This is a genomic window from Ignavibacterium sp. (assembly GCA_032027145.1).
Lineage (GTDB): Bacteria > Bacteroidota > Ignavibacteria > Ignavibacteriales > Ignavibacteriaceae > IGN3.
The window spans coordinates 1,374,268-1,394,518 of record JAVSMP010000001.1 but is presented as its reverse complement, the minus strand read 5'-3'; the positions used below and the strand labels follow the sequence as shown (position 1 = coordinate 1,394,518).

The 20,251-nt window shown below is 32.4% G+C and carries 16 protein-coding genes and 1 tRNA gene; 9 read left to right on the top strand and 8 right to left on the bottom strand.

The window, feature by feature from the left end; all coding sequences use genetic code 11:
* Positions 1-133: 133 nt before the first annotated feature.
* Positions 134-1,171 carry a PorV/PorQ family protein gene (locus tag ROY99_05660; protein ID MDT3695860.1) on the top strand — a complete coding sequence of 346 codons (1,038 nt, stop codon included), beginning with the start codon at positions 134-136 and terminating at the stop codon, positions 1,169-1,171.
* 84 nt (positions 1,172-1,255) lie between these two features.
* Here the strand turns inward: ROY99_05660 and ROY99_05655 are convergent, their stop codons facing one another.
* The 3 genes from ROY99_05655 to ROY99_05645 form a co-directional block, all read right to left on the bottom strand.
* Positions 1,256-1,795, bottom strand: coding sequence for a TlpA disulfide reductase family protein (locus tag ROY99_05655; protein ID MDT3695859.1), 540 nt, complete (start codon positions 1,793-1,795; stop codon positions 1,256-1,258).
* Positions 1,796-1,809: 14 nt separating this feature from the next.
* On the bottom strand, positions 1,810-2,034 hold the full coding sequence (locus ROY99_05650; protein ID MDT3695858.1) for a hypothetical protein: 225 nt from the start codon (positions 2,032-2,034) through the stop codon (positions 1,810-1,812).
* Between the two features lie 115 nt (positions 2,035-2,149).
* On the bottom strand, positions 2,150-3,625 hold the full coding sequence (locus ROY99_05645) for an alpha-amylase family glycosyl hydrolase (protein ID MDT3695857.1): 1,476 nt from the start codon (positions 3,623-3,625) through the stop codon (positions 2,150-2,152).
* Between the two features lie 425 nt (positions 3,626-4,050).
* Here ROY99_05645 and ROY99_05640 point away from each other — a divergent pair, with 425 nt between their 5' ends.
* From ROY99_05640 to ROY99_05625, 4 genes are all read left to right on the top strand, one after another.
* A complete protein-coding gene (locus ROY99_05640) occupies positions 4,051-5,037 on the top strand; it encodes a hypothetical protein (GenBank protein MDT3695856.1) in 987 nt (328 codons plus the stop codon).
* 12 nt (positions 5,038-5,049) lie between these two features.
* Positions 5,050-5,997, top strand: coding sequence for a hypothetical protein (locus ROY99_05635; GenBank protein MDT3695855.1), 948 nt, complete (start codon positions 5,050-5,052; stop codon positions 5,995-5,997).
* A 23-nt stretch (positions 5,998-6,020) separates the two neighbouring features.
* On the top strand, positions 6,021-7,193 hold the full coding sequence (locus tag ROY99_05630) for a hypothetical protein (protein ID MDT3695854.1): 1,173 nt from the start codon (positions 6,021-6,023) through the stop codon (positions 7,191-7,193).
* A gap of 105 nt (positions 7,194-7,298) precedes the next feature.
* Positions 7,299-8,060 (top strand): hypothetical protein, encoded by a 762-nt coding sequence (locus ROY99_05625; protein MDT3695853.1) that lies wholly within the window; start codon positions 7,299-7,301, stop codon positions 8,058-8,060.
* On the opposite strand, the gene hisN is transcribed toward ROY99_05625, so the two are convergent.
* Positions 8,061-8,822, bottom strand: coding sequence for a histidinol-phosphatase (gene hisN, locus ROY99_05620; protein ID MDT3695852.1), 762 nt, complete (start codon positions 8,820-8,822; stop codon positions 8,061-8,063).
* A 108-nt stretch (positions 8,823-8,930) separates the two neighbouring features.
* Between hisN and ROY99_05615 the strand changes: the two genes are divergently transcribed.
* The 4 genes from ROY99_05615 (at position 8,931) to ROY99_05600 (ending at position 9,980) form a co-directional block, all read left to right on the top strand.
* Positions 8,931-9,284, top strand: a complete 354-nt coding sequence (locus tag ROY99_05615; protein ID MDT3695851.1) for a GIY-YIG nuclease family protein — start codon at positions 8,931-8,933, stop codon at positions 9,282-9,284.
* The gene (locus tag ROY99_05610) at positions 9,254-9,607 is read left to right on the top strand and encodes a GIY-YIG nuclease family protein (GenBank protein ID MDT3695850.1); all 354 of its coding nucleotides are present in this window, start codon (positions 9,254-9,256) and stop codon (positions 9,605-9,607) included. Before ROY99_05615 ends, ROY99_05610 begins: the two co-directional genes overlap by 31 nt.
* A complete protein-coding gene (locus ROY99_05605) occupies positions 9,577-9,915 on the top strand; it encodes a GIY-YIG nuclease family protein (GenBank protein ID MDT3695849.1) in 339 nt (112 codons plus the stop codon). The genes ROY99_05610 and ROY99_05605 overlap by 31 nt, the downstream gene beginning before the upstream one ends.
* Positions 9,894-9,980 (top strand) — tRNA-Ser (locus ROY99_05600). The genes ROY99_05605 and ROY99_05600 overlap by 22 nt, the downstream gene beginning before the upstream one ends.
* 9 nt (positions 9,981-9,989) lie before the next feature.
* On the opposite strand, the gene ROY99_05595 is transcribed toward ROY99_05600, so the two are convergent.
* The 4 genes from ROY99_05595 to ROY99_05580 all read right to left on the bottom strand — a co-directional run bounded on the left by ROY99_05595 (position 9,990) and on the right by ROY99_05580 (position 20,057).
* Positions 9,990-11,882 carry a glycoside hydrolase family 44 protein gene (locus ROY99_05595; GenBank protein MDT3695848.1) on the bottom strand — a complete coding sequence of 631 codons (1,893 nt, stop codon included), beginning with the start codon at positions 11,880-11,882 and terminating at the stop codon, positions 9,990-9,992.
* Between the two features lie 208 nt (positions 11,883-12,090).
* A complete protein-coding gene (locus tag ROY99_05590) occupies positions 12,091-14,448 on the bottom strand; it encodes an ATP-binding protein (GenBank protein MDT3695847.1) in 2,358 nt (785 codons plus the stop codon).
* A 193-nt stretch (positions 14,449-14,641) separates the two neighbouring features.
* Positions 14,642-18,247, bottom strand: coding sequence for a PAS domain S-box protein (locus tag ROY99_05585; GenBank protein ID MDT3695846.1), 3,606 nt, complete (start codon positions 18,245-18,247; stop codon positions 14,642-14,644).
* Positions 18,240-20,057, bottom strand: coding sequence for a PAS domain S-box protein (locus tag ROY99_05580; GenBank protein ID MDT3695845.1), 1,818 nt, complete (start codon positions 20,055-20,057; stop codon positions 18,240-18,242). Before ROY99_05580 ends, ROY99_05585 begins: the two co-directional genes overlap by 8 nt.
* Positions 20,058-20,251 lie beyond the last annotated feature (194 nt).

Here is a 20,251-nt window from a genome sequence, read left to right as displayed (position 1 = left end):
AAGTTTTTGAAATATTTTTGTATTCAGATTGAAGACAAGCTCTTCCTCTAAATAATTTAGCCTTGACATTAACACGTAGATTGCTAATTTTCTCAACCAAGTTTATAACCTTTGCTGACAGGAGATTTAGTATATGCTAAAAAAATCATTTTTAATAATCTCATCATTACTTTTTATTGCTTCAACAATAAATGCACAAACAGTAATTGCAAAATACGCCGGTGAGTTTATGGCGCTTGGCGTTGGAGGCAGAGCTCTTGGTATGGGAGGGGCTTTTGTTGCTGTTGCTAATGATGTTACATCCGGTTATTACAATCCTGCAGGGCTTGCAAACCTGAATTATCCACAGCTTGCATTGATGCATTCGGAGCAATTCGGAAATCTTGTAAATTATGATTACGGTTCAGTTGCTATTCCATTTCAGGGTGATATGAGTTTTGGAGTAAGTGCAATGAGATTGGGTGTTGATGGAATACCAGATACGAGAAATGCTCTTATTGATGCAAACGGCGATGGCATTATTGATATAAATGATGATAGATTAGACTATTCCAGAATTACTGAATTCAGCAACCAGGATTGGGCTTTTTATCTTACATTTGCAAAAAGACAATCAGAGGATTTTTATTGGGGAGTTAATGCAAAAATTATAAGAAGAGACTTGGCAGAGTTTGGTGCAACAGGAATAGGTTTTGATGTAGGAGCTTATTATATCCCAATGGAAAATCTCTTTCTTGGCGCAAACCTGCAGGATGCAACCACTACTTTGATAGCGTGGAATACAGGTAGAAACGAGCTTGTTTCACCTACTCTTAAAATTGGCGCAGCTTATAAAGTAGCTGAATTTTTGGGTGGTTATTTAATGCCTGCATTAGATTTTGATATTAGGTTTGAAAACAGACAATTTGCTTCCAACTTTAATTTAGGTCCGGTTAGTTTTGATATGCATGCAGGATTTGAATATACATTCAAAAATCTCATATATATCAGAGGCGGTTATAACGATGTTAAACAATTTACAGTTGGCGCCGGTGTTAAATTACCTAAACTGAATATTGATTATTCATTTGCCAGATTTAATGAGTCTGCTATTGAGAGATTGGATGATTCACACAGGATTTCTGTAATGCTTACATTGGAAGAACCAAGATTTTTAAGAGATGGTTTATAAAATTTCTCACTTCACAAAACGGATCAAAAAAAATCCTTATTCGTTTTTTATGAATAAGGATTTTTTATTTTTAAATACTGGTGATTACTTCTTCTTAAGTAATTCCTTTATCTTATTTACATAAACATTTTTATCAACCAAACCAACGTGCTGATCAACTATATTGCCTTTTTTATCAATCACAAAAGAAGTAGGAATTGCTTCAATGCCGCCATAAGCAATAACCGTCTTTTCATCTCCATACACAACAGGATAATTTATCCCATAATCTTTAATAAATCCCGGAACATCTTTAATTGTCTTATCTCCGTCAAGTGAAATACCAATAATTACAACATCATTTTTAAATTCATTCTGAATGGAGATTAAATCCGGAATTCCTCTTCTGCAGGGCGGGCACCAAGTTGCCCAAAAATCAACTATCACGATTTTATTTTTAAAATCAGAAAACTTAACTACTTTGCCATCAACAGATTTCAAAGAAAAATCTGGTGCCTTTCGATCAATAAGATTTATAATAACTGATAAATCATCTGTCTTTGATAGTTTAGAATATTCAACAGAATTATTAACTGTAACTGAGTTAATAAGCAGTATTAAACCAACGAACATTTTTATTATCATAGTTTGTCCTTTATCTAATTTTCAGAATTATTTAATTGTTGAGGATTATAATCAGGAGGATACGGTCCTTCCTCCGGTTCATTTCTTGTATTGTTTACAATAAAAAATATTAACAAAACAATTATTGTTATAACGGTCCAGATTAAATTTTTAGTTTTAGGATCAACAAGCGGTTTTTTTTCAACAGCTTTTTTTCCGGTTTTTCGCTCTCTGTTAGAGTTACTTGTTTTTTTTGCCATATTCTATCCAGTAAGATGTCAATTTATGTTTTTGGTTGCACTAACTTAATTATTGATTTATAAAAAGAAAAAGATTTTTCAGGCAGAAATTTATTCCAGGTATTCTTAGCTAATTCTAAATTATCTGAAAAATATGACTGTGAAAAGACTTCAACTCAACAAATAAACCTTTTTCAGATATTTCTTTTAGAGATCGTTTGTATGTATTGTTATTAATCAGGTCTTTTAACACAATCTCATCCTGCTTTGCAGGAATATCAAACTTTAACCTGCATCTCGAAGTAATACTATCATAGTTTACAACAACGATTCTTAAATCATCATCTAATCGCCACTCCCATGCAAGTAAATTTTCATTAGTAAAATCGGATTGTGCTACCGGGTTTGTATCCAAAAATTTCCACTTTCCGTTTTTAAATATTTCTTCCTTAGTAATGTTAAAAAGTTTTCTGTAAAACTCTTTGATTTTTTCATCTTGTTTTTCTTCAGGTTCTCTGCCAAGCTGAACAGGCAACTTAATCTTTTTACCATCACACTGTCCATCAAAATATAAAGCAATCCCGGGAATAGTGCCAGCTATAACCGCAGCAGCAAGTGATCTTTCTCTTCCTAATTTTACAACTGCTCGCTCTTCATCATGATTTTCCAAAAATCTGACTGATTTATTCTGATAATCTTCTTCTGCCTGTAAATGATTATGAATTGATTGTACATTACCTCCAACAAGCCTATCTGTTAACTTCTTATCATAAGTAAAATCAAATCCAAGCTTTTGAAGCTGCCACTCAAGATCCCAGTAAGTTTCCGCAATAAAGAGAAAATCAACTCGTTTAGCTTTTACTTGAGCAATTGCTTCTTCCCAAAATTCTTTTTCTGGTTTTTCATATCCATACTTTTTTAAAACACCGATCCAGGTATTGTAAAAAATATTATTAAGCGGAAGCATCGCCATATCACATCTTACACCATCACATAGTTCTGTAAGCTCCAAAAGAATGTTTGCAAGAAACTTTCTTGCTTCAGGTTCATAAAAATTAATTTGAGCTGTATCTTTCCAGGGAGGGAATAAGGGATCTCTTCCGTGAGCAAGATATTCATTATCATTTGCTGGCGATGGATAAAAAGTATATGGATCATTTTTAAAGATGTGCTCATCAGCAGGAAGAAATATTTCTTTATTCGTCCAGATCAAAGATGATTTAGCACTAAAGTGATTAGATATGAAATCAAGTATTAATAATATTCCTGCTTCGTTCAATCGCTTTTTAAAATTGAGCAGATCTTCTTTTGTACCAAGAATACTATTAACCTCATATTTATCAATTGAATATGGTGATCCGATTACATCTTCTTTTCGCCAATCCTTTAGAGCTTCAGTATAAGATTTAATTAGCTCAGGTTCAAAACAATATTCTGCAATAACACTTTTGTTATTAGTCCATACGCCCATTAACCATATCAAATCAAAACCATTTGATTTCCAAAAATCTATTTGCGAGTCAGGCACATCAGCTAAGGTTGCCTTTGCACCAAACTTTTTAATCCAAACTCTTGAATTTATTTCTAGTAACCTTGGGTATTTTACATTCATTTTGATATAAGGGAAATTTAATTCACTTATGCGAAGATAAAAAAAATTGTTGTACCATACTCTTTACCTAAAATGTTAGTCATTTACAAAGGTAATTATTACATACCTGTAAAGAATTTTTAACCTAATGCTCAATGTTGTTCTTTTTTTTTTTAATTTTTTTTTGAGGAAGTATAAAAAATTATAAATGAATTAAATATTTTTATAATTGAGATATAATCGGGTAAAGTAAAATTTTAGTATTTGCAGTAAAATAAATGTTTTCATTATATAACGAACAAAGCTCTTAGTGTTAGTAATATTGTATCCGGAAGTTAAATTTATTTAACTGGTATGATAATTGCCAATATAGGATACAATTTTGGTTATTTATTTACATGATAATTGTTATAAAAGTTTATTAATTGAAATAATTGAGGAGACTGATGTCAAATTCACCAACAAAACCAAAAGAAAACATAACAAAAAATCTTCTGAATCCGGATATAGCAAATAACGAACTGGAACTGGAATTAGAAGAATATACAAAATCAGCTGTAAGAAAAATTAAACTTACAGTTATGATTAAACCAGCTATTATTTCAGTAATAGCTCTAATCATCTCGTTTTATCTCGACCTTTCAGAAGTACCAATATTAGGAAACATAACTATAGATATTGCAAAAGCATTATTTCCAAGTTGGCAGCCTGTAACAGGTGATGTAGAACCTTTTAGATTCTGGTGGCTTCCTCTTGTTTCATATTCGCTATTTGTGTTATTAGCTTTTTTTGCTTACAATAAACTTAAACTTGAAATTATCAGAACCCCTGCCAGTGGTACAATTGACAGAATAGTTAACTCTTATACAAGTATTATCGATAGTATTGCAACTGCATTACCTTTGATAGGTGCGGCTATTTTGTTAATAAGCATTAAACTTGGTGAAGAAGTATTTTTAGGTTTATCAGTACCTTTTGAAATAAAGGCACTAATAGTATTAGCTCTTGGTAAACTGTTTGAACCTGTTCTTGACCAGCTTGGAGTAGAGTTTCAGACAATAGTTAATCACGTTTCTGATATCAAAGAAAAATATTTTTCAAGAATTCAGGTTGAAAATTCCAAAAATCTGCTTAAGCAGTTAAATCAGCCCGGCACCGGTTTTGGCTCTGGAACTGATCTGTCATTAGCAGAGGTTGAAAAGTTCAAGATGCTTGTTGAGCAGTCTGCAAAACTAAGTGAAATAATGAAAGTCAATTTCAACGCGATTGGTGCACTAGCTGATAAAATTAATCAATATGAAGGCATAAGTTCTCAAAAAATTTCAGAACTAAATACCCTGGCAAATTCAATAAATCAGGCTTCTCATTCATTGAGTGATGAAAAAACTCTTGCCAGTTTAAAACATTTAGAAGCAATAGTTGTAAAGAAATAAAGAAGAAAAAAAATGTTAAATAAAAACAGAGATAGTAAATTTGTTATCTATCAGGTGTTATACATATTCGTAATTACTGTACTTGCTTTAAAAGGGGCTGATCTTGATTTGCGGAGAGTTGCATTAGAAGAAGAAACTGTAAGCAAATCTGTTAGAGATTCTCTTATTTCAGTATTGGATTCTCTTTATGCACTTGGAATAGATTTTTCTATCAAAATTGATCCTAATGTTGTTGTAGAAAATGAACAAATGCGCGAACAATTAGCTGTATTAAACAAAAAACTTGAAGTGTTAAAAGATTATGTTCCACCGCTGCCGCCAGATCAAAAGAAAGAAGAGAAGGTTGAAGAGCAAACTCTTCTTCAGTCTCCAATATCTGTAAAGCAAACATTTATACAATACACCTGGAATATTGCACGCAACACCGGAACAGTTCCGGCAAGCATTTATGATCCTAAAAACTTAAATACACCAATTGTAACAGTTCCTGCTGGACAGGAAAAACGATTTGATTTGACTGATCAAACTGAAGTGGTGTTGAAATTCGGATCGCAGGAAGAAAGAATAAAAGTTCTGCCAAACAAACCGCCTGAAGTGAAAATTGAAAGAGTTACAACGAAAATGAACGCTGCTAATATATATGTAAAAGAACTTCAAAGAATAACAGTATTTAAAGTTACAATAATAGATCAAAGACCTGATCAGCTTAAAGTTACATATACAGGACCAATATCTGTTACAGGCCCAATAAAAGATAGCAATGGAAATCTGATTTATAATGTTTCGCTAAAAATTGCTAATACCGAAAATGCTTTTGATTCCTGGCTTGATAAAAACGGCGGTTTACGCGAAGCTGATGGCAGATATAAAGTTAACTTTTTCTTTAATGTTTTTGACGAAATATCAAAAGACAAAATTCAAGTAGGAGATTCATTCTTCTTTACAGAGTTTTCTAATTAATTATTTATGGTATACAAATAAAAATGAACGCATCTAAATTACTTCTAGTATTCTTAACTACTGTATTTATTACAGGATTAAGTTCTGTTTTTGCCCAGGAAGAAGAAGAGCAAATCCGATATTACCAAATGGAGCCACTTGACGACAGCTTGTTTATAAAAATTCAGGATGCTCTCTTTATTGATCCTCCTGATCCCAAGGCAGAAATAGTAGTCGATCTGAGAGATGCTAATAATCAAACTATTTCAATTAAAAGCGCATTATATCCTTTTCTTGCTATCCCACCTGAATTAAGAGCAAGAGTAATAACTTATCCTTTCAAATTAAACCTTGAAGAGGATATTAATTACGGAAGTGTATTTACAAGGGTATTTCAAAAAATCAGGATTAACAAAGTTGCACAGCCACCGACAAAACTTCAGATCTCTCCTACAATGGGATATGTAAATCCATTCTTTCAGTTGCAGGGCGGTGAAAGATTAGGATTATCATTAAAACAGGATGTGGGTTTATCGCTTGGTATCGGAACTCCATATTCAGGAGCTCTTGAAACAAATATGATGGAAGTTAATTTCCACATACTTGGGGTAAAGGCAGGTATATTCAGTCATATTGATGCAATGATAGAGGCTGTTAAAAGCCAAAATCATAACAACCTGATAGTAAGTGAAGGATTTCAGGTTACCTATGTAATTCCATTTGGCAATTTCTTCGAATTTGGTTACTTAAAGGCAACTACTGAAATTGGCAATGAACGGAAGCGAAGATACCTTGATGAATCTGAAGGAGCAACAGTTCTTAATCCTGATTCAACTGTGAAGTATCAGGCAAGAATTATAGATAACGAGCAGTCCTTCCTTAATTGGGAATTTAGATATCCAGTATCAATACTTGGGTCAACCCGAGGCAGATTTTATTTCGGACAGTATCTTGATGAATGGCATTTTGGTTTATCTTTAAGAGAAGCATCGCTTGCCGGAAGCACTTTTGATTTTAGCTTTGATGGGATGCCGGGCAGTAAATATCGTGAACCTCAATACAACATTAACATCTTAGTTCAAAAGATAATGGAAGGATGGGGATTCAGTGCTTTCTCAATAGGTCCATCAGCAAGTCTTTCAAGATTGGATTCTGGTAATTTTGGTTTCACAAAAATATTTGTAAACATTCGATTTAAAATTGGCACCTCTTTCTGAGGTTCAATTTACAATTTTTTCAGCCCCTATTTATCAGGGGCTTTTTTATTTACTTTTCATACCAAGCTATTCTTTTTAAATTTACTAAAAGAAATTATTGCTTTAATGAAAAAACAATCTCTAATACTCTGGATCAGTTCAATCGTAATTGTGTTCATTATCTCTTACATGAACAAAATAACTTCTGCTGATTATCCAATTACAGGAACTATTGGAATTGAAGGTAAGAAAGTATCTTACAGATTCGAAAAGGTTTGCTATGAAAATGATGATTATATTTTTTCAATCAGATCTGATTTAAAAGAATTAACCGGGAAGTATTTTTATAAACTTAACTATGATTCTATCTGGACTTCAAAAGAATTATTAAAAGATAATTTTCTTTTAACAGGTATTCTGCCAAAACAAAAGCCGGAAACTAAACTGCAGTATTATGCTGAACTCCGTTACAAAGATAATATCATCTCCATACCTGACAAGAAATATGTTCAAATAACTTTCTTTGGAAAGATTCCGATTGTGGTCAACATACTTCAATTTTTCTTTTTGTACGGCGGATTAGTATTCGCAGTCAGGACAGGATTAGAAAGTTTTAATAAAAACATTAAAACAAAAAAGTTTATCATAATCTTTTTAATAATATTTCTTACTCTAATTGCTTTGATAAACCCACTCTATCTAACTTATAAAAATGGATTTATAAATCAATATGTTCCTTCAATTGATAGATTATTCTCCGCGGCAGAACTACTAATTTTTGCACTATGGGTTATCACTGCAATTGTATTATTCAATAAATCAAAGATAAGATATTTAACATTATTCTCGGCAGTATTAACACTTCTGATTTTCTATATCTTTTATTAGTTAATCATTAAGCATTTTTATCACACCCGAATGAATAAGTTTATTACAAGCGACAATACTATTTCCTGTTACAGGATCATTACCTTTATAATCTGTTATTTCTCCACCCGCGCCTTTAATAATTGGTATCACAGCCATAGAATCCCAAACGCTCATAATGGGATCAATCATTATATCTGCATAGCCAGTTGCTAAGAGATAATAACCGTAACAATCTCCCCAATTTCTGTAAAGCTTAACCTGTCTTGCAAGTTTATCAAATTTAGTTTGATCCTGATACTCACCAATATTAAAGTGATCTGTTGTAAGAAGTACAGCTTCATAGATTGAACTGCAGTCCCGCAAACGAACTAAATTATCATTAAGCCAGGCTGAATTATTATCACCGATTAAAAATTCATTTAAGATCGGATGATTTATAACACCGATGAGAGGTTCTCCTTTGTGCATCAAAGCAATTAGAGTTCCAAAACTTAGAGCACCTGATATAAAACTTTTTGTTCCATCAATCGGGTCTAATATCCAAACATATTCTGCATCAGCATTTTCATTACCAAACTCCTCCCCTATTATTCCATGTACAGGAAACTCCTTTTGGATAAGTAACCGCATTTTCTCTTCAGCTTTTTTATCAGCAATTGTAACCGGAGAATCATCAGCTTTTTTATCTACTGCCAAATCAGTTCTGAAATACTGTTTAATAATGGCTGAACTTTCCATAGAAAGGCATCTAAGAAATGGGATTAATTCATTTGTAGTCATAGCATTTATAGGATTTTAATGCTGTAAAGATAGCTAAAATGAGTTTGCAGAAACAGCAAGTATGATTATATTTGCCACGCAAATTTGTTCTTAAAATAATTCGGAGAGATGGCAGAGTCCCCGCATAATTGCGGGGTAAAGGTTGTTTATCCCGCCTTAGGCGGGAAATGCGGCGGTCTTAATATGTATTTTGTTTATATATTAAAGAGTCAAAAACCAGAACGATTCTATGTAGGATGTACATCAAATCTTAAAAGAAGAATTGATGAGCATAATTTAGGAAAAGTTGTATCAACAAAAGCTTATGCACCCTGGTCGTTAATTTATGTTGAAAATTATTCGTCCAGAACAACTGCATTTGAAAGAGAAAAGCAAATTAAATCCTACAAAGGGGGAAGGGCGTTTAAGAGCCTGATAAATAATTCGGAGAGATGGCAGAGTCCCCGCATAATTGCGGGGTAAAGGTTGTTTATCCCGCCTTAGGCGGGAAATGCGGCGGTCTTAATATGTATTTTGTTTATATATTAAAGAGTCAAAAACCAGAACGATTCTATGTAGGATGTACATCAAATCTTAAAAGAAGAATTGATGAGCATAATTTAGGAAAAGTTGTATCAACAAAAGCTTATGCACCCTGGTCGTTAATTTATGTTGAAAATTATTCGTCCAGAACAACTGCATTTGAAAGAGAAAAGCAAATTAAATCCTACAAAGGGGGAAGGGCGTTTAAGAGCCTGATAAATAATTCGGAGAGATGGCAGAGTCCCCGCATAATTGCGGGGTAAAGGTTGTTTATCCCGCCTTAGGCGGGAAATGCGGCGGTCTTAATATGTATTTTGTTTATATATTAAAGAGTCAAAAACCAGAACGATTCTATGTAGGATGTACATCAAATCTTAAAAGAAGAATTGATGAGCATAATTTAGGAAAAGTTGTATCAACAAAAGCTTATGCACCCTGGTCGTTAATTTATGTTGAAAATTATTCGTCCAGAACAACTGCATTTGAAAGAGAAAAGCAAATTAAATCCTACAAAGGGGGAAGGGCGTTTAAGAGCCTGATAAATAATTCGGAGAGATGGCAGAGTGGTTGAATGCGGCGGTCTTGAAAACCGTTAAGGATGCAAGTCCTTCCGGGGTTCGAATCCCTGTCTCTCCGCAAATTCATTTATTTCATCAAGACTAGTTTACGGGTTGTTAGTATTTTGCCATTACTGTTAAGTACGGCAAAGTAAACTCCGCTGGATATTTTCTCTCCATTTCTATTTGAACTATCCCACAATAAATATCCTGCACCTGAAAGCTCAGTGTAGCTTTTTAATAATTCACCGGTAACAGAAAATATATTAAGGCAGGAATTAGAATTAATCGGAACATTATATTCAATCCTGCAAGATGGATTAAATGGGTTTGGATATGCAGTCAAATAATAATTTTCGGGTACAGTATATTCTTCTGTTATACTCACTACACCTGTTTGTAAAACGAAATGACAAACAGAGCCAGATGGCAAGGTATAGGTAAAACTATTATTTACAATATTGGCTATTGGATCAATCTCAGCAATCAGCGGGCTATTACCGTCTAATTTCCATACACGCCCGCTTTGTATATTTTGCTGGGATAAAACCGAAAAATTGCCTTCAACATTTTCATTTAGATTTTTATTTATTGCTATTAAATGTATCTCATTTCCTTCATCATTCAGTGAACCATAAACAGATGTACTTACGCTATCACTTGTTGAAGCAGATACATAGTAATCGCCAAATGTTGAATTATTTCCATCGTAATTTCTATAAATTTTATAAGCTGATGAGATATAGTCTGAAGGAGAATCAAGCTGCCAGAATGTTCCGAGATAAACATCATACCTGCCAAATATTCCCAATACATCTGCTATTGCAATTGCACCTGTAATATCATTTTCTCCGCCATAGGAAAATTCAGTAAATGCAAGTTTAGTCCCCGGATAAAACTGATCAATGGATTGTTTTAATCTGGGTATTAATGGTAAATAAGAATTGAACCATTGTGCTATCCAACTGTTTTCCTGATAGTTATTATCCCACAAAGTTCTCGGCGCCTGTACTCTGGCAAGTTTGTCAGCGGTTGTGTTGGCATTTGCTTGTGTAATTCTGTTATTGCCCATTGCCTCAGGATACCAATGAATATCTAAAACATCAAGCAGCCTTTTTCCTGAAGAGATTTCAGCCTGTTTCATTCTATCAAGATAATAATCAATAAACCATTGATAGTTTGTTCCGGCGCGTAAAGAATCCCAGTCTTCAGCTGATTGAAAATTATAATAACCATTGAATCCATAAAGAACCGGTCCGAAAATTTCCAAATAAGGGTCAATATTTTTCACAGCAGTTGCTGCATCAATTGCTTTCTGAACTATCTCAACACATTTTGCCTGTAAAGGATGAATTCTTGGATGTGTCAAATTCCACAAGTCGGGTTCATTATCCAGCGAGTAGCCTTTTATTCCGCTTGATGTATTTGCCATACCAAATTTATCAACAAGAAAGTTTAAATATTCATCCATATAAACAAAAGAATCTGAAGTATCCGGCTGTAGCGTGAATTGACTTTCTTTTTCAAATTTAACAGTTCGCCATCTGGATGAAGGTGCTGTTTGCTGCTGTGAGACAGTACCCTTTTTGTCCCTTGCAACATAACCAGCAAGCTGAAGTGTAATTAGTGAGTATGCGTTTAATTCAATTGATTTATCTCTGAATGTTGTAGTAACAATTCCGGGCTCAGATTCATTTTGTATGCCTGCAATCCAGGTAAGATAGTTATCACTGGAGTTTAAGTAGTCGGTTCCGGCATTGGAAGCATTATTTTCCCAATTGTATCCTGTCAGTCTGTTACCTCCCTGTCTTAATGCACCCCAATGTTCTTCTTCAGTTAATAATTGATTAGTGCCGTAAATATAAGGACTGATTGTTCTTAGTGATTCTTCAACAGATATGGAAAAACTGACCGGCTGTGAAAAAACATTTGATGAAACAATTACAATAATTAGTGCTGATAAAAAGCTGAAAATTTTCATGGTTTACCTTTTCAAATACATTATATCAGTTTCAAAAATTAAACCAGATAAAATCCATTTATTCAAAAATATTTTGTTGTTCTTTCAAAATTTGTCGGCATTAATTTACTTCTGTAATTATAAGGTTAGGTAAAAAGTAAAGCCAGGTATATATCGACAATATTACTTTGCCTTAAGAGTTGAAACTAATGGGGAATTATTTTAGTAATTACTTCTTTAGCGCTTCACTCAACAGTTTTGTAAGCTGAGCTTTAATATATGGTTTGGAGATATAATGATTAAATCCAATTGATAAAAATTTTTCTCTATCACCTAACATTGCAAATGCAGTTGCAGCAATCATCGGAGTTTTTTCATATCCTGCAATTTTTCTTATTCTTTCCATAACCTCAATGCCCGTAATACCTGTACCCAAATTTATATCCATTAAAATTAAATCAAATTTTTCTTTCTCTGCAATTTCAATTGCCTTTACACCGTCTTCAGCAAATATAACTTTATAAAGATTTTTCAAAAAAAGATTTATTACTTCTCTTGATGTCAAATCATCTTCTACGATAAGTATCTTTTTATCTATTCTTGATTCTGAAGATTTTTTTTCTGCAGTATCAGCATACATTTGATTTGCTTCATTTCTTACTGCCTCTTCATCTGTACTATAAGAAAAGAGAGGCAACTGACAAGTAAATTCTGACCCTTTACCCGGTGTGCTTTTGATTGATATTTGACCACCAAGAAGTTCAACATACTTTTTACAAATTGTTAAACCCAGCCCTGTCCCCTGAAAACCTCTGCCTAATCCTTCTGATACCTGACGAAATTCTTCGAATACAAGCCCAAGATTTTCTTCAGTAATTCCAATACCTGTATCTTTAATAGATACTATAAAATCCCTGTGAAACAATTCCAGGCTTACGAATACTCCGCCTTTATTTGTAAACTTCAACGCATTATTAATCAGATTATTAAAAACATCTCTCAGCATTCTCGGATCAGTTCTGCTCATAATTTCAATTGAAGGAAAAGAAGTTTTCAGGAAAAGATTTTTCTTTTTAGCAGCAGCTTCAAAATGGAATGTAATATTTTTAATTAAAGAGTTTACATTTACTATTTGATAATCTATGTTGTGTTTATTTGCTTCTAAACGCGATAAATCCAGTATCATATTCAAAGTTTCAATTAACCTTTGCCCGCTCTCATAAATTGCACTTGCCATTTTTTTATACTTATCATCTTCCAATTCATTAACCAATAAATCTGAATATCCAAGGATACCGATCATTGGTGTTCTTAGTTCGTGGCTCATATTTGCAAGAAAAGTTGATTTTAGTTTATTTGATTCATCTGCTTTTTCTTTAGCCTCAATTAATTCTTTTTCTTTTTGCTTTAGCTCTGTTATATCTTCAGCAGAAAACAAAACACCCTTATAGTTCTTATCTTTATTCATCAGAAATGTTATATGAAAAATAAGAGTTCGTATTTCTTTCCCTTTGGTTTCCACATCAATAATCAGCTGGTTAAATGGTTCCTGTTTATTATTGATTACATCTGAAAACAACTTTATCTGCTTTTCTTTTTCATAAACAGGCAAACAGGTATCATACCAGTTCTTCCCGACCAATTCACCTGGTTTATAGCCTAATACTTCATCGCCCTTTTTGTTAATCAATTGTATGTAGCCATCACGGTCTAATAGCGCGATAACTGTACCTGCAATATCAAGATATTTTTTTGTCTGGTCTCTTTCTTTCTGAAGCTCCAGATTTGTTACGGCAAGTTCTTCTGTCCTGTCAACAACTCTTTTCTCAAGCTCATCATTAAGTGTTTCAAGTTCTTCCTGTGTTATTTTTCTTACTTTAACTTCCTCTTCAAGTAATTTTCTCTGTTCAAAAAAGTCCTTTATAAGATTTGTTAAAACACCAAATTCGTTTTTACTGTTTTCAAATTTTTGAAGTGGCTGTAACTTGTTAGTTCTGATACTTTTTATGATTATGGATAATGGTTTAATAAACTGAAAAAAAATCACGTGAGTTATAACTATTATTAATCCCAAAAAAATCAACCCAAGTTCTATATACTCACTGCTTAGTCCTAGAGATTTATTTGTTAAAACTTCTGATTCCTTTTCTACAACTAAAATATGTTTTAATGATCCTTTGTCATTTTCAATTTCAAAAATTGCTCTGATATACTGTGGCCCGGTTTTTTCCTTTATTATTTTAAGTTCATCTTTTGTAATGAACTTTAGTGTCGAATTTGTTGATTTGGCAATATTATCAAGTATTGATTGAATCTGTATTATTGAATCCTTTACTATGAATTTTCCACTGTTTATGTATCCAATCAGATTGTTTGCGGTTAGTTTTCTTTCCGGAATAAATTCAATTTTATATTTTGGCTGAGTTAAATAGTCAATTATAATTGAATTGAGAGTTGATTTTTTTTCAACAGAAATTTCATTGAGAAATGATGTTTCTTTTGTCTTTAAATAAATTACTGATATAGCATAAAAAAATGATATAACTAGAATCAGAATTATTAATCGTATCTGAATTTTTTTGGGCATCGTGTACAGATTTCTTTTTTTATTTATCTTTTCTGAATTACCATCTTTTATTTGAAATATATAAGCGGTTAATTACAAAATAATGTTCTTAAAAAATGGACTTATTTTAATAATACATTAGCCAATTCATATTGGTTTATGAATTAATTATCGAAAAAATCGGTAAATACTTAATGAAGTTATTTGTTGGTTTTTATGATAGATTTTTCAGTATTATTTCCTTAAGCTGTTTCTGATTAAACGGTTTTGCCAAAAAGTCAGTAAATCCTTCCTGCATAAAAATTTCTTGATCCATCGATGATGTATAACCGGTAATTGCAATGATAGGGGCATTTTTATAACGGTTAATTTTTCTAATCTCTTTCATTAATTCAACTCCACCGATGCTATCTTTTAAGTTTATGTCCATAAGTATAATATCGTACTCTGAATCTTTTATTGCGGCTATTGTTTCTTCGTAATTAGTAGTGGTATCCATTGTTGCAATATCATTTAAGAAATATTTCATGATATCAACATTCATTAAATAATCTTCCACAATCAGTAAGTGCGGTACTTTTGCCGAACTGCTATCAATCTGAAAATCAACTTCAAATGGATTTTTAATTACGCTGCTGCTTTTTTTGCTATTTGTATTAAAAGGTAGTATTACAGAAAATTCAGAACCGACATTTTCTTTGCTTTCAACATTTAATTTTCCATCAAGAAGAGAAACCATTTTATTAGCTATTGTAAGTCCAAGTCCTGTACCTTCATATTTTCTAGTTGCACCTTCACTTAGTTGTCTGAAAGCATCAAAGATCACATTTTTATTTTTCTCAGATATTCCAATTCCTGTATCTCTAACAGATATAAAACAATTAAGATTCTTCTTTTCATCTTCAATTTGGTTTACAGTAATTGTTATGCCGCCCTTCTCTGTATATTTAACTGCATTATCAATCAGATTACGGAATATCTGCTCTAAAAGTTTTTCATCAGATTGTATTATTATATCTTCATCTTTTATATCAACTTCAAAGAAAAGATTTTTTTCAGCAGAAATGCTCTTGTAACTGTAATCCAAATATCTTACAAAATGAGAAACATTAATATCAGTTCTATTTATTTTTAATCTCTCCGACTCAAGGTCAGATAGTTCAATAATAGAATTGAGAGTATTTAATAATCTGTAACTCGATTTAATTATCTTGTTGGACATCTCAATTACATCTTCATCTTTGGCTTCTTCTGCGATAATCTGAGAGAAACCGATAATTGAGTTCATTGGAGTTCTTATTTCATGATTAAGATTGCCTAACAAGTGAGTTTTGAAGTTGTTTATTTCCTTTGCTTTGTTCAAAGCATTTTTTAATTCTAATTCTAATTCTTTTTGCTGTGTTACATCCTGCTCAATTAAAAGAAAATGAATTGTTTTTCCTTTTTCATTTATAATCGGAGAAATAATAAGTGAAGTCCAGTATGATTGCAAATCTTTATTAACATTCATCACTTCACCCATCCAGATATTGCCTTCTTTAACAATAGACCATATTTGTTCTGAATTCTGACCTGCAAGTGGTTTAACAGAATTAACTTTCTGCCCGATAACTTCAGTTTCTGTAAAGCCTGTAAGATCAACAAATTTTGGATTTACATATTCAACAACCAGATCAGTATTAGTCAATAAAACTGAGGCAGGACTTTGTTTAACAATTTCAGATAAGAACCTTAATTCTTTTTCAGCATTCTTTCTGAATGAAATATCCCGGTTAACTGCAATAATTGCTTTTTGTCCAAGATAATCTGTCGGTGATATATTTACCTCGAGATGTATTTTTTTTCCATTGTTACTTAATGACTCAATTTCAAATGTTGATACATCAACTAAATCCGCAGCATCAGCAACTTTTTTGTATAATTCCTGCTTATCGCTGCAAAGAGCATAAAATGATGTTCCTATTAATTCAATTTTTTCTAATCCATAAACTTCGCAGGCTCTTGTGTTAGTGTTTAGTATTATTCCTCTTTCTGGTTCAAAGATAATAATCGGATCATGAGCATTATCAAAAAGATTTTTATAGGCTTGTTCTGATTTCTTTAATTTATTCTCTGTCAAGATTCTGTCAGTTATATCCTCAGCAATTCCAATAATATTAACTGAAGATTTACTATTCTTTGAAATTGCTTTTAATCTTGAGTTGATCCATCGAGTGCTTCCGTCAGGTCTAACTATTCTGTATTCAATATTTCCAATCAGATTATCTGAAAGACGAATTTTACTTATCAGTTCTAATAATCTTTTTCTGTCTTTAAGATAAATTGTATCCAGCCAGTTTTTTGAATCTTCGAGAGCTTTCATTTTATCCATACCCCAAAGGCGATTAAAAGCCGGACTTAAGTAAGTTATTTTCTCTCCACTTTCATCGCTGTTAAGGGTAAAAAATACAATATCAACATTATCAGCAATTTGTTTGATTCTTTCTTCACTTTCCCGAAGGGCTTCCTGAGTAGCTAATAGATCAGTTACATCATGGATTGACTTAATTACTTTGGTAACTTTTCCTGTTTCATCTTTTAACGGCGAAAACAATACGTCAACATAAACTGGCTGACCATCGATTTTTTTATGAATATGTCTTACAAGTTTTGGAAGACCATTATCAAAAACATTCTGCAGCTCACACTTAATTCCGGCTTCGCAGCAGGGCATATCCAGATCGTGAGATATCTTATAACATTTTTTGCCAATTATTTCAGAAGTAGCAAAACCAGTTGTTTTAAGAGTAGAATTATTTGCGTCAATAATATTGTAATCCCTGTCAATCACTAAAATATCTTCGTGCATACTATGTAATAGAGACCGGTAATAAGATTCTCTTTCACTAAGCGCCTGCTCTGCTAAAATTCTTTCTTTTTCTATTTCAATACTGTTTAATGCAAATGCAATATCTTCACCTAATGTTTGAAGCAGCTCAATTTCTTCTGTATCAAAACCATAGGGCTCCTTGGAAATAATGACAATAAATCCAAAAAACTTTTCTTTAACCATCATAGGGCATAAAAGAACAACCGGCTGTTTTATGTTGTGATCAGTAAATAATTTATCAACAAGATTAAGAGCTTCATCATCCTTAAATAAGGTAAATTCATTTTTTGATAAAGGTTTTTCTATAACACTTTGAATCCTTTTTTTAATAAAATGATTTGTAACTCCGCCTTTGAAAGATTTTTTAAATTTTTCTGAGAACACCATGGGATTTGAAGCAGGTTCCTGCTCATAACTGATCCAGCTTGCTAAATAATCTTTTGAATTAACAAGAATTGAACACGCTTCATAAAGTAATTTTTCAGGAATGCTTTCTCTTGCAATCAGTTTATCAATACTTCTAATAGCCTTAAGCAGTTGATTGAAATGTTTTAATGATCTGTCTGTAGAAGATTTATAAATGGCTGTTTCAATCATTGCCCCAAGTTCTTTATCACGCACAGGTTTGGTCAGAAATCCATAAGTTCCTCTGTCTTTGCTTCTCTGGATAGTTTCCTGGTCAGCATACGCAGTTAAATAAATCACGGGAATTTCCGATTCTGTATGAATAAGATCTGCTGCTTCAATTCCTGTTAATTCACCTTTTAATTTAACATCCATCAAGATAAGGTCAGGAATTTCCTTCAGAGCAAGGTTAACAGCTTCAGTGCCTGTAGCTACCGGATTTAATGCTGTATATCCCAATGAATCTACTATTCTCTGAAGCTGCGAAGCTACAATTGCGTCATCTTCAACAATTAATATTTTTTTATAATTATTAATCTCAGACATTTTCGAATTTTATATTGAACTTTGTTCCGGAAGTTGTATCAAGCTCTATTGAGCCGGCTAATTGATATTTGACCCAATAGTTAACAAGCTTAAGCCCGAGTGATTCCGTATTTTCCCAATTAAAATTTTGGGGTATTCCTTTACCGTTATCCATCACTATTATTTCAATCAGGTTATTATTTTTGCTTAGTTTAACATTGAGTTTAGCTGCTCCATCTGTTAAATCATTAAAAGCATATTTTAATGAGTTCGTAAGAAGTTCGTTAACAATAAGTCCGCAGGGCATTGCGGCTTCTACATTAAGAATAACATTTTCTGCTTCCACATTACAAATAATTTCTCTGCCGGAGGCAAATGCCTGAAAGACATGAGAGGTTAAGCTTTTAAGGTAATTCTCCATATCAATCTTTGCTGGGTGGTCAGATTGATATAATTGTTCATAGACTAACGACATAGTTCGGGCTTGTTCCTGCAATTCCCGCAGAAACATTTCAACATTTTTATCTTCAAGTTTATCTATCTGCATTTCAATAAGATAGATCATTGCTTGTAAATTATTTTTTACTCTGTGGTGTACCTCTTTCAATAAAACATTCTTATCAGAAAGCGCAGCTTGCATTTTTAGTTCAGATTTTTTTCTGTTCGTTATATCACGCATTTGTGCGATTATCACATTTTTGCCAAAATAAATCCCTTTAAAAATCTGAACTTCAGTGAAGATTTTTGTTTTGTCTTTTTTCTTACCGACAAATTCAATTTTTTGTGAAACATTACTTTTAGCAAATTCAAACTTTCTTTTTATCTCATCAATGTCGTTCTCATCCCCGCTGCTGATAAATTCAGGGTTCTTCTCTATCAGTTCTTCACGGGTATATCCAAAAAATGAAACTGCCCCGTCGTTTACATCAATAAAGGTCCAATCATAATCCTGAATAAATATTGCATCACTGATTGTGTTGAAAAGATTTTTATAGCTCTGTTCACTTTCTTCAAGTTTATCTTTAACGATCTTATCCTTATGTTTGTTTTCGAGCAGCCCTATTAATTGTGCTGCTTTATTTGTTTCATCACGTTTAAAGATTGTTATTTTAACGAGAAACCAAAAATACTTGCCAGCCTTATCTCTGATTCTTATTTCTGTTTCTTTGACAGTGCCGTCTGGCAGAGCATTAAGCTCAGACAGAAGATTAATTAACTTCGGTTTATCATCCTGGCAAATAATCTCTGAAAATATTTTTTCGCCCTGTTGTAATATTTCTTCTTCGTTATATCCAAGGAATTTAAACTCAGGAAAGTTAGAATAGATTATTCTGTCTTTATTTAAATCAATGATAAATAAGATACCTGGGATTGTTTTAAGAATTTTCTGAGTAAATAACCGGTTAGTTTCAAATTCCTTTTTTACACGATTTCTTTCATTAATATCCACTATTAACCCAAAAATTTCTTTTGGATTTCCATCAACATCTTTAATAAGCTCTGATTTATCCAAGAACCATTTGTATTGCCCATCGGCACATTTCCAGCGATAAATAAGTTCAATATTATCTTTTGTCCAAATCTCTTCTTGTTCACATTTTACCAAGTCATAGTCTTCTTCGTGTACATTATTATTCCACAAATCATATTCATTATTAAAATAATCTTCTGTGTAACCAGTTAGCTCAACAATTTTCTCATCAAACTTTCTAATCAATTGATTATTAATTATTTCACACCTGTAAAAAGCTACGGAGATCGCATTTTGCAGAAGTTTATTGTAACTGATACTATTAAAAGAATTTATTATTTGAGGTTCGGTAGTTTTCAAAATCGCAATTACTTAAAAAATTAAAACTCTAAAATTGAATTATTATACTGGGTTTCAACCTATTTAATTTCTTCATTTTAGCCACTTTTATGCCAGAAGTTAATTAAATTGTGTGTTTTAAGGTATGAATTGAAAGTGTATAAAAACTAAATCATCCATCTTTTTGATAGAAAATTTAGCTGTTTTTCTCTTTC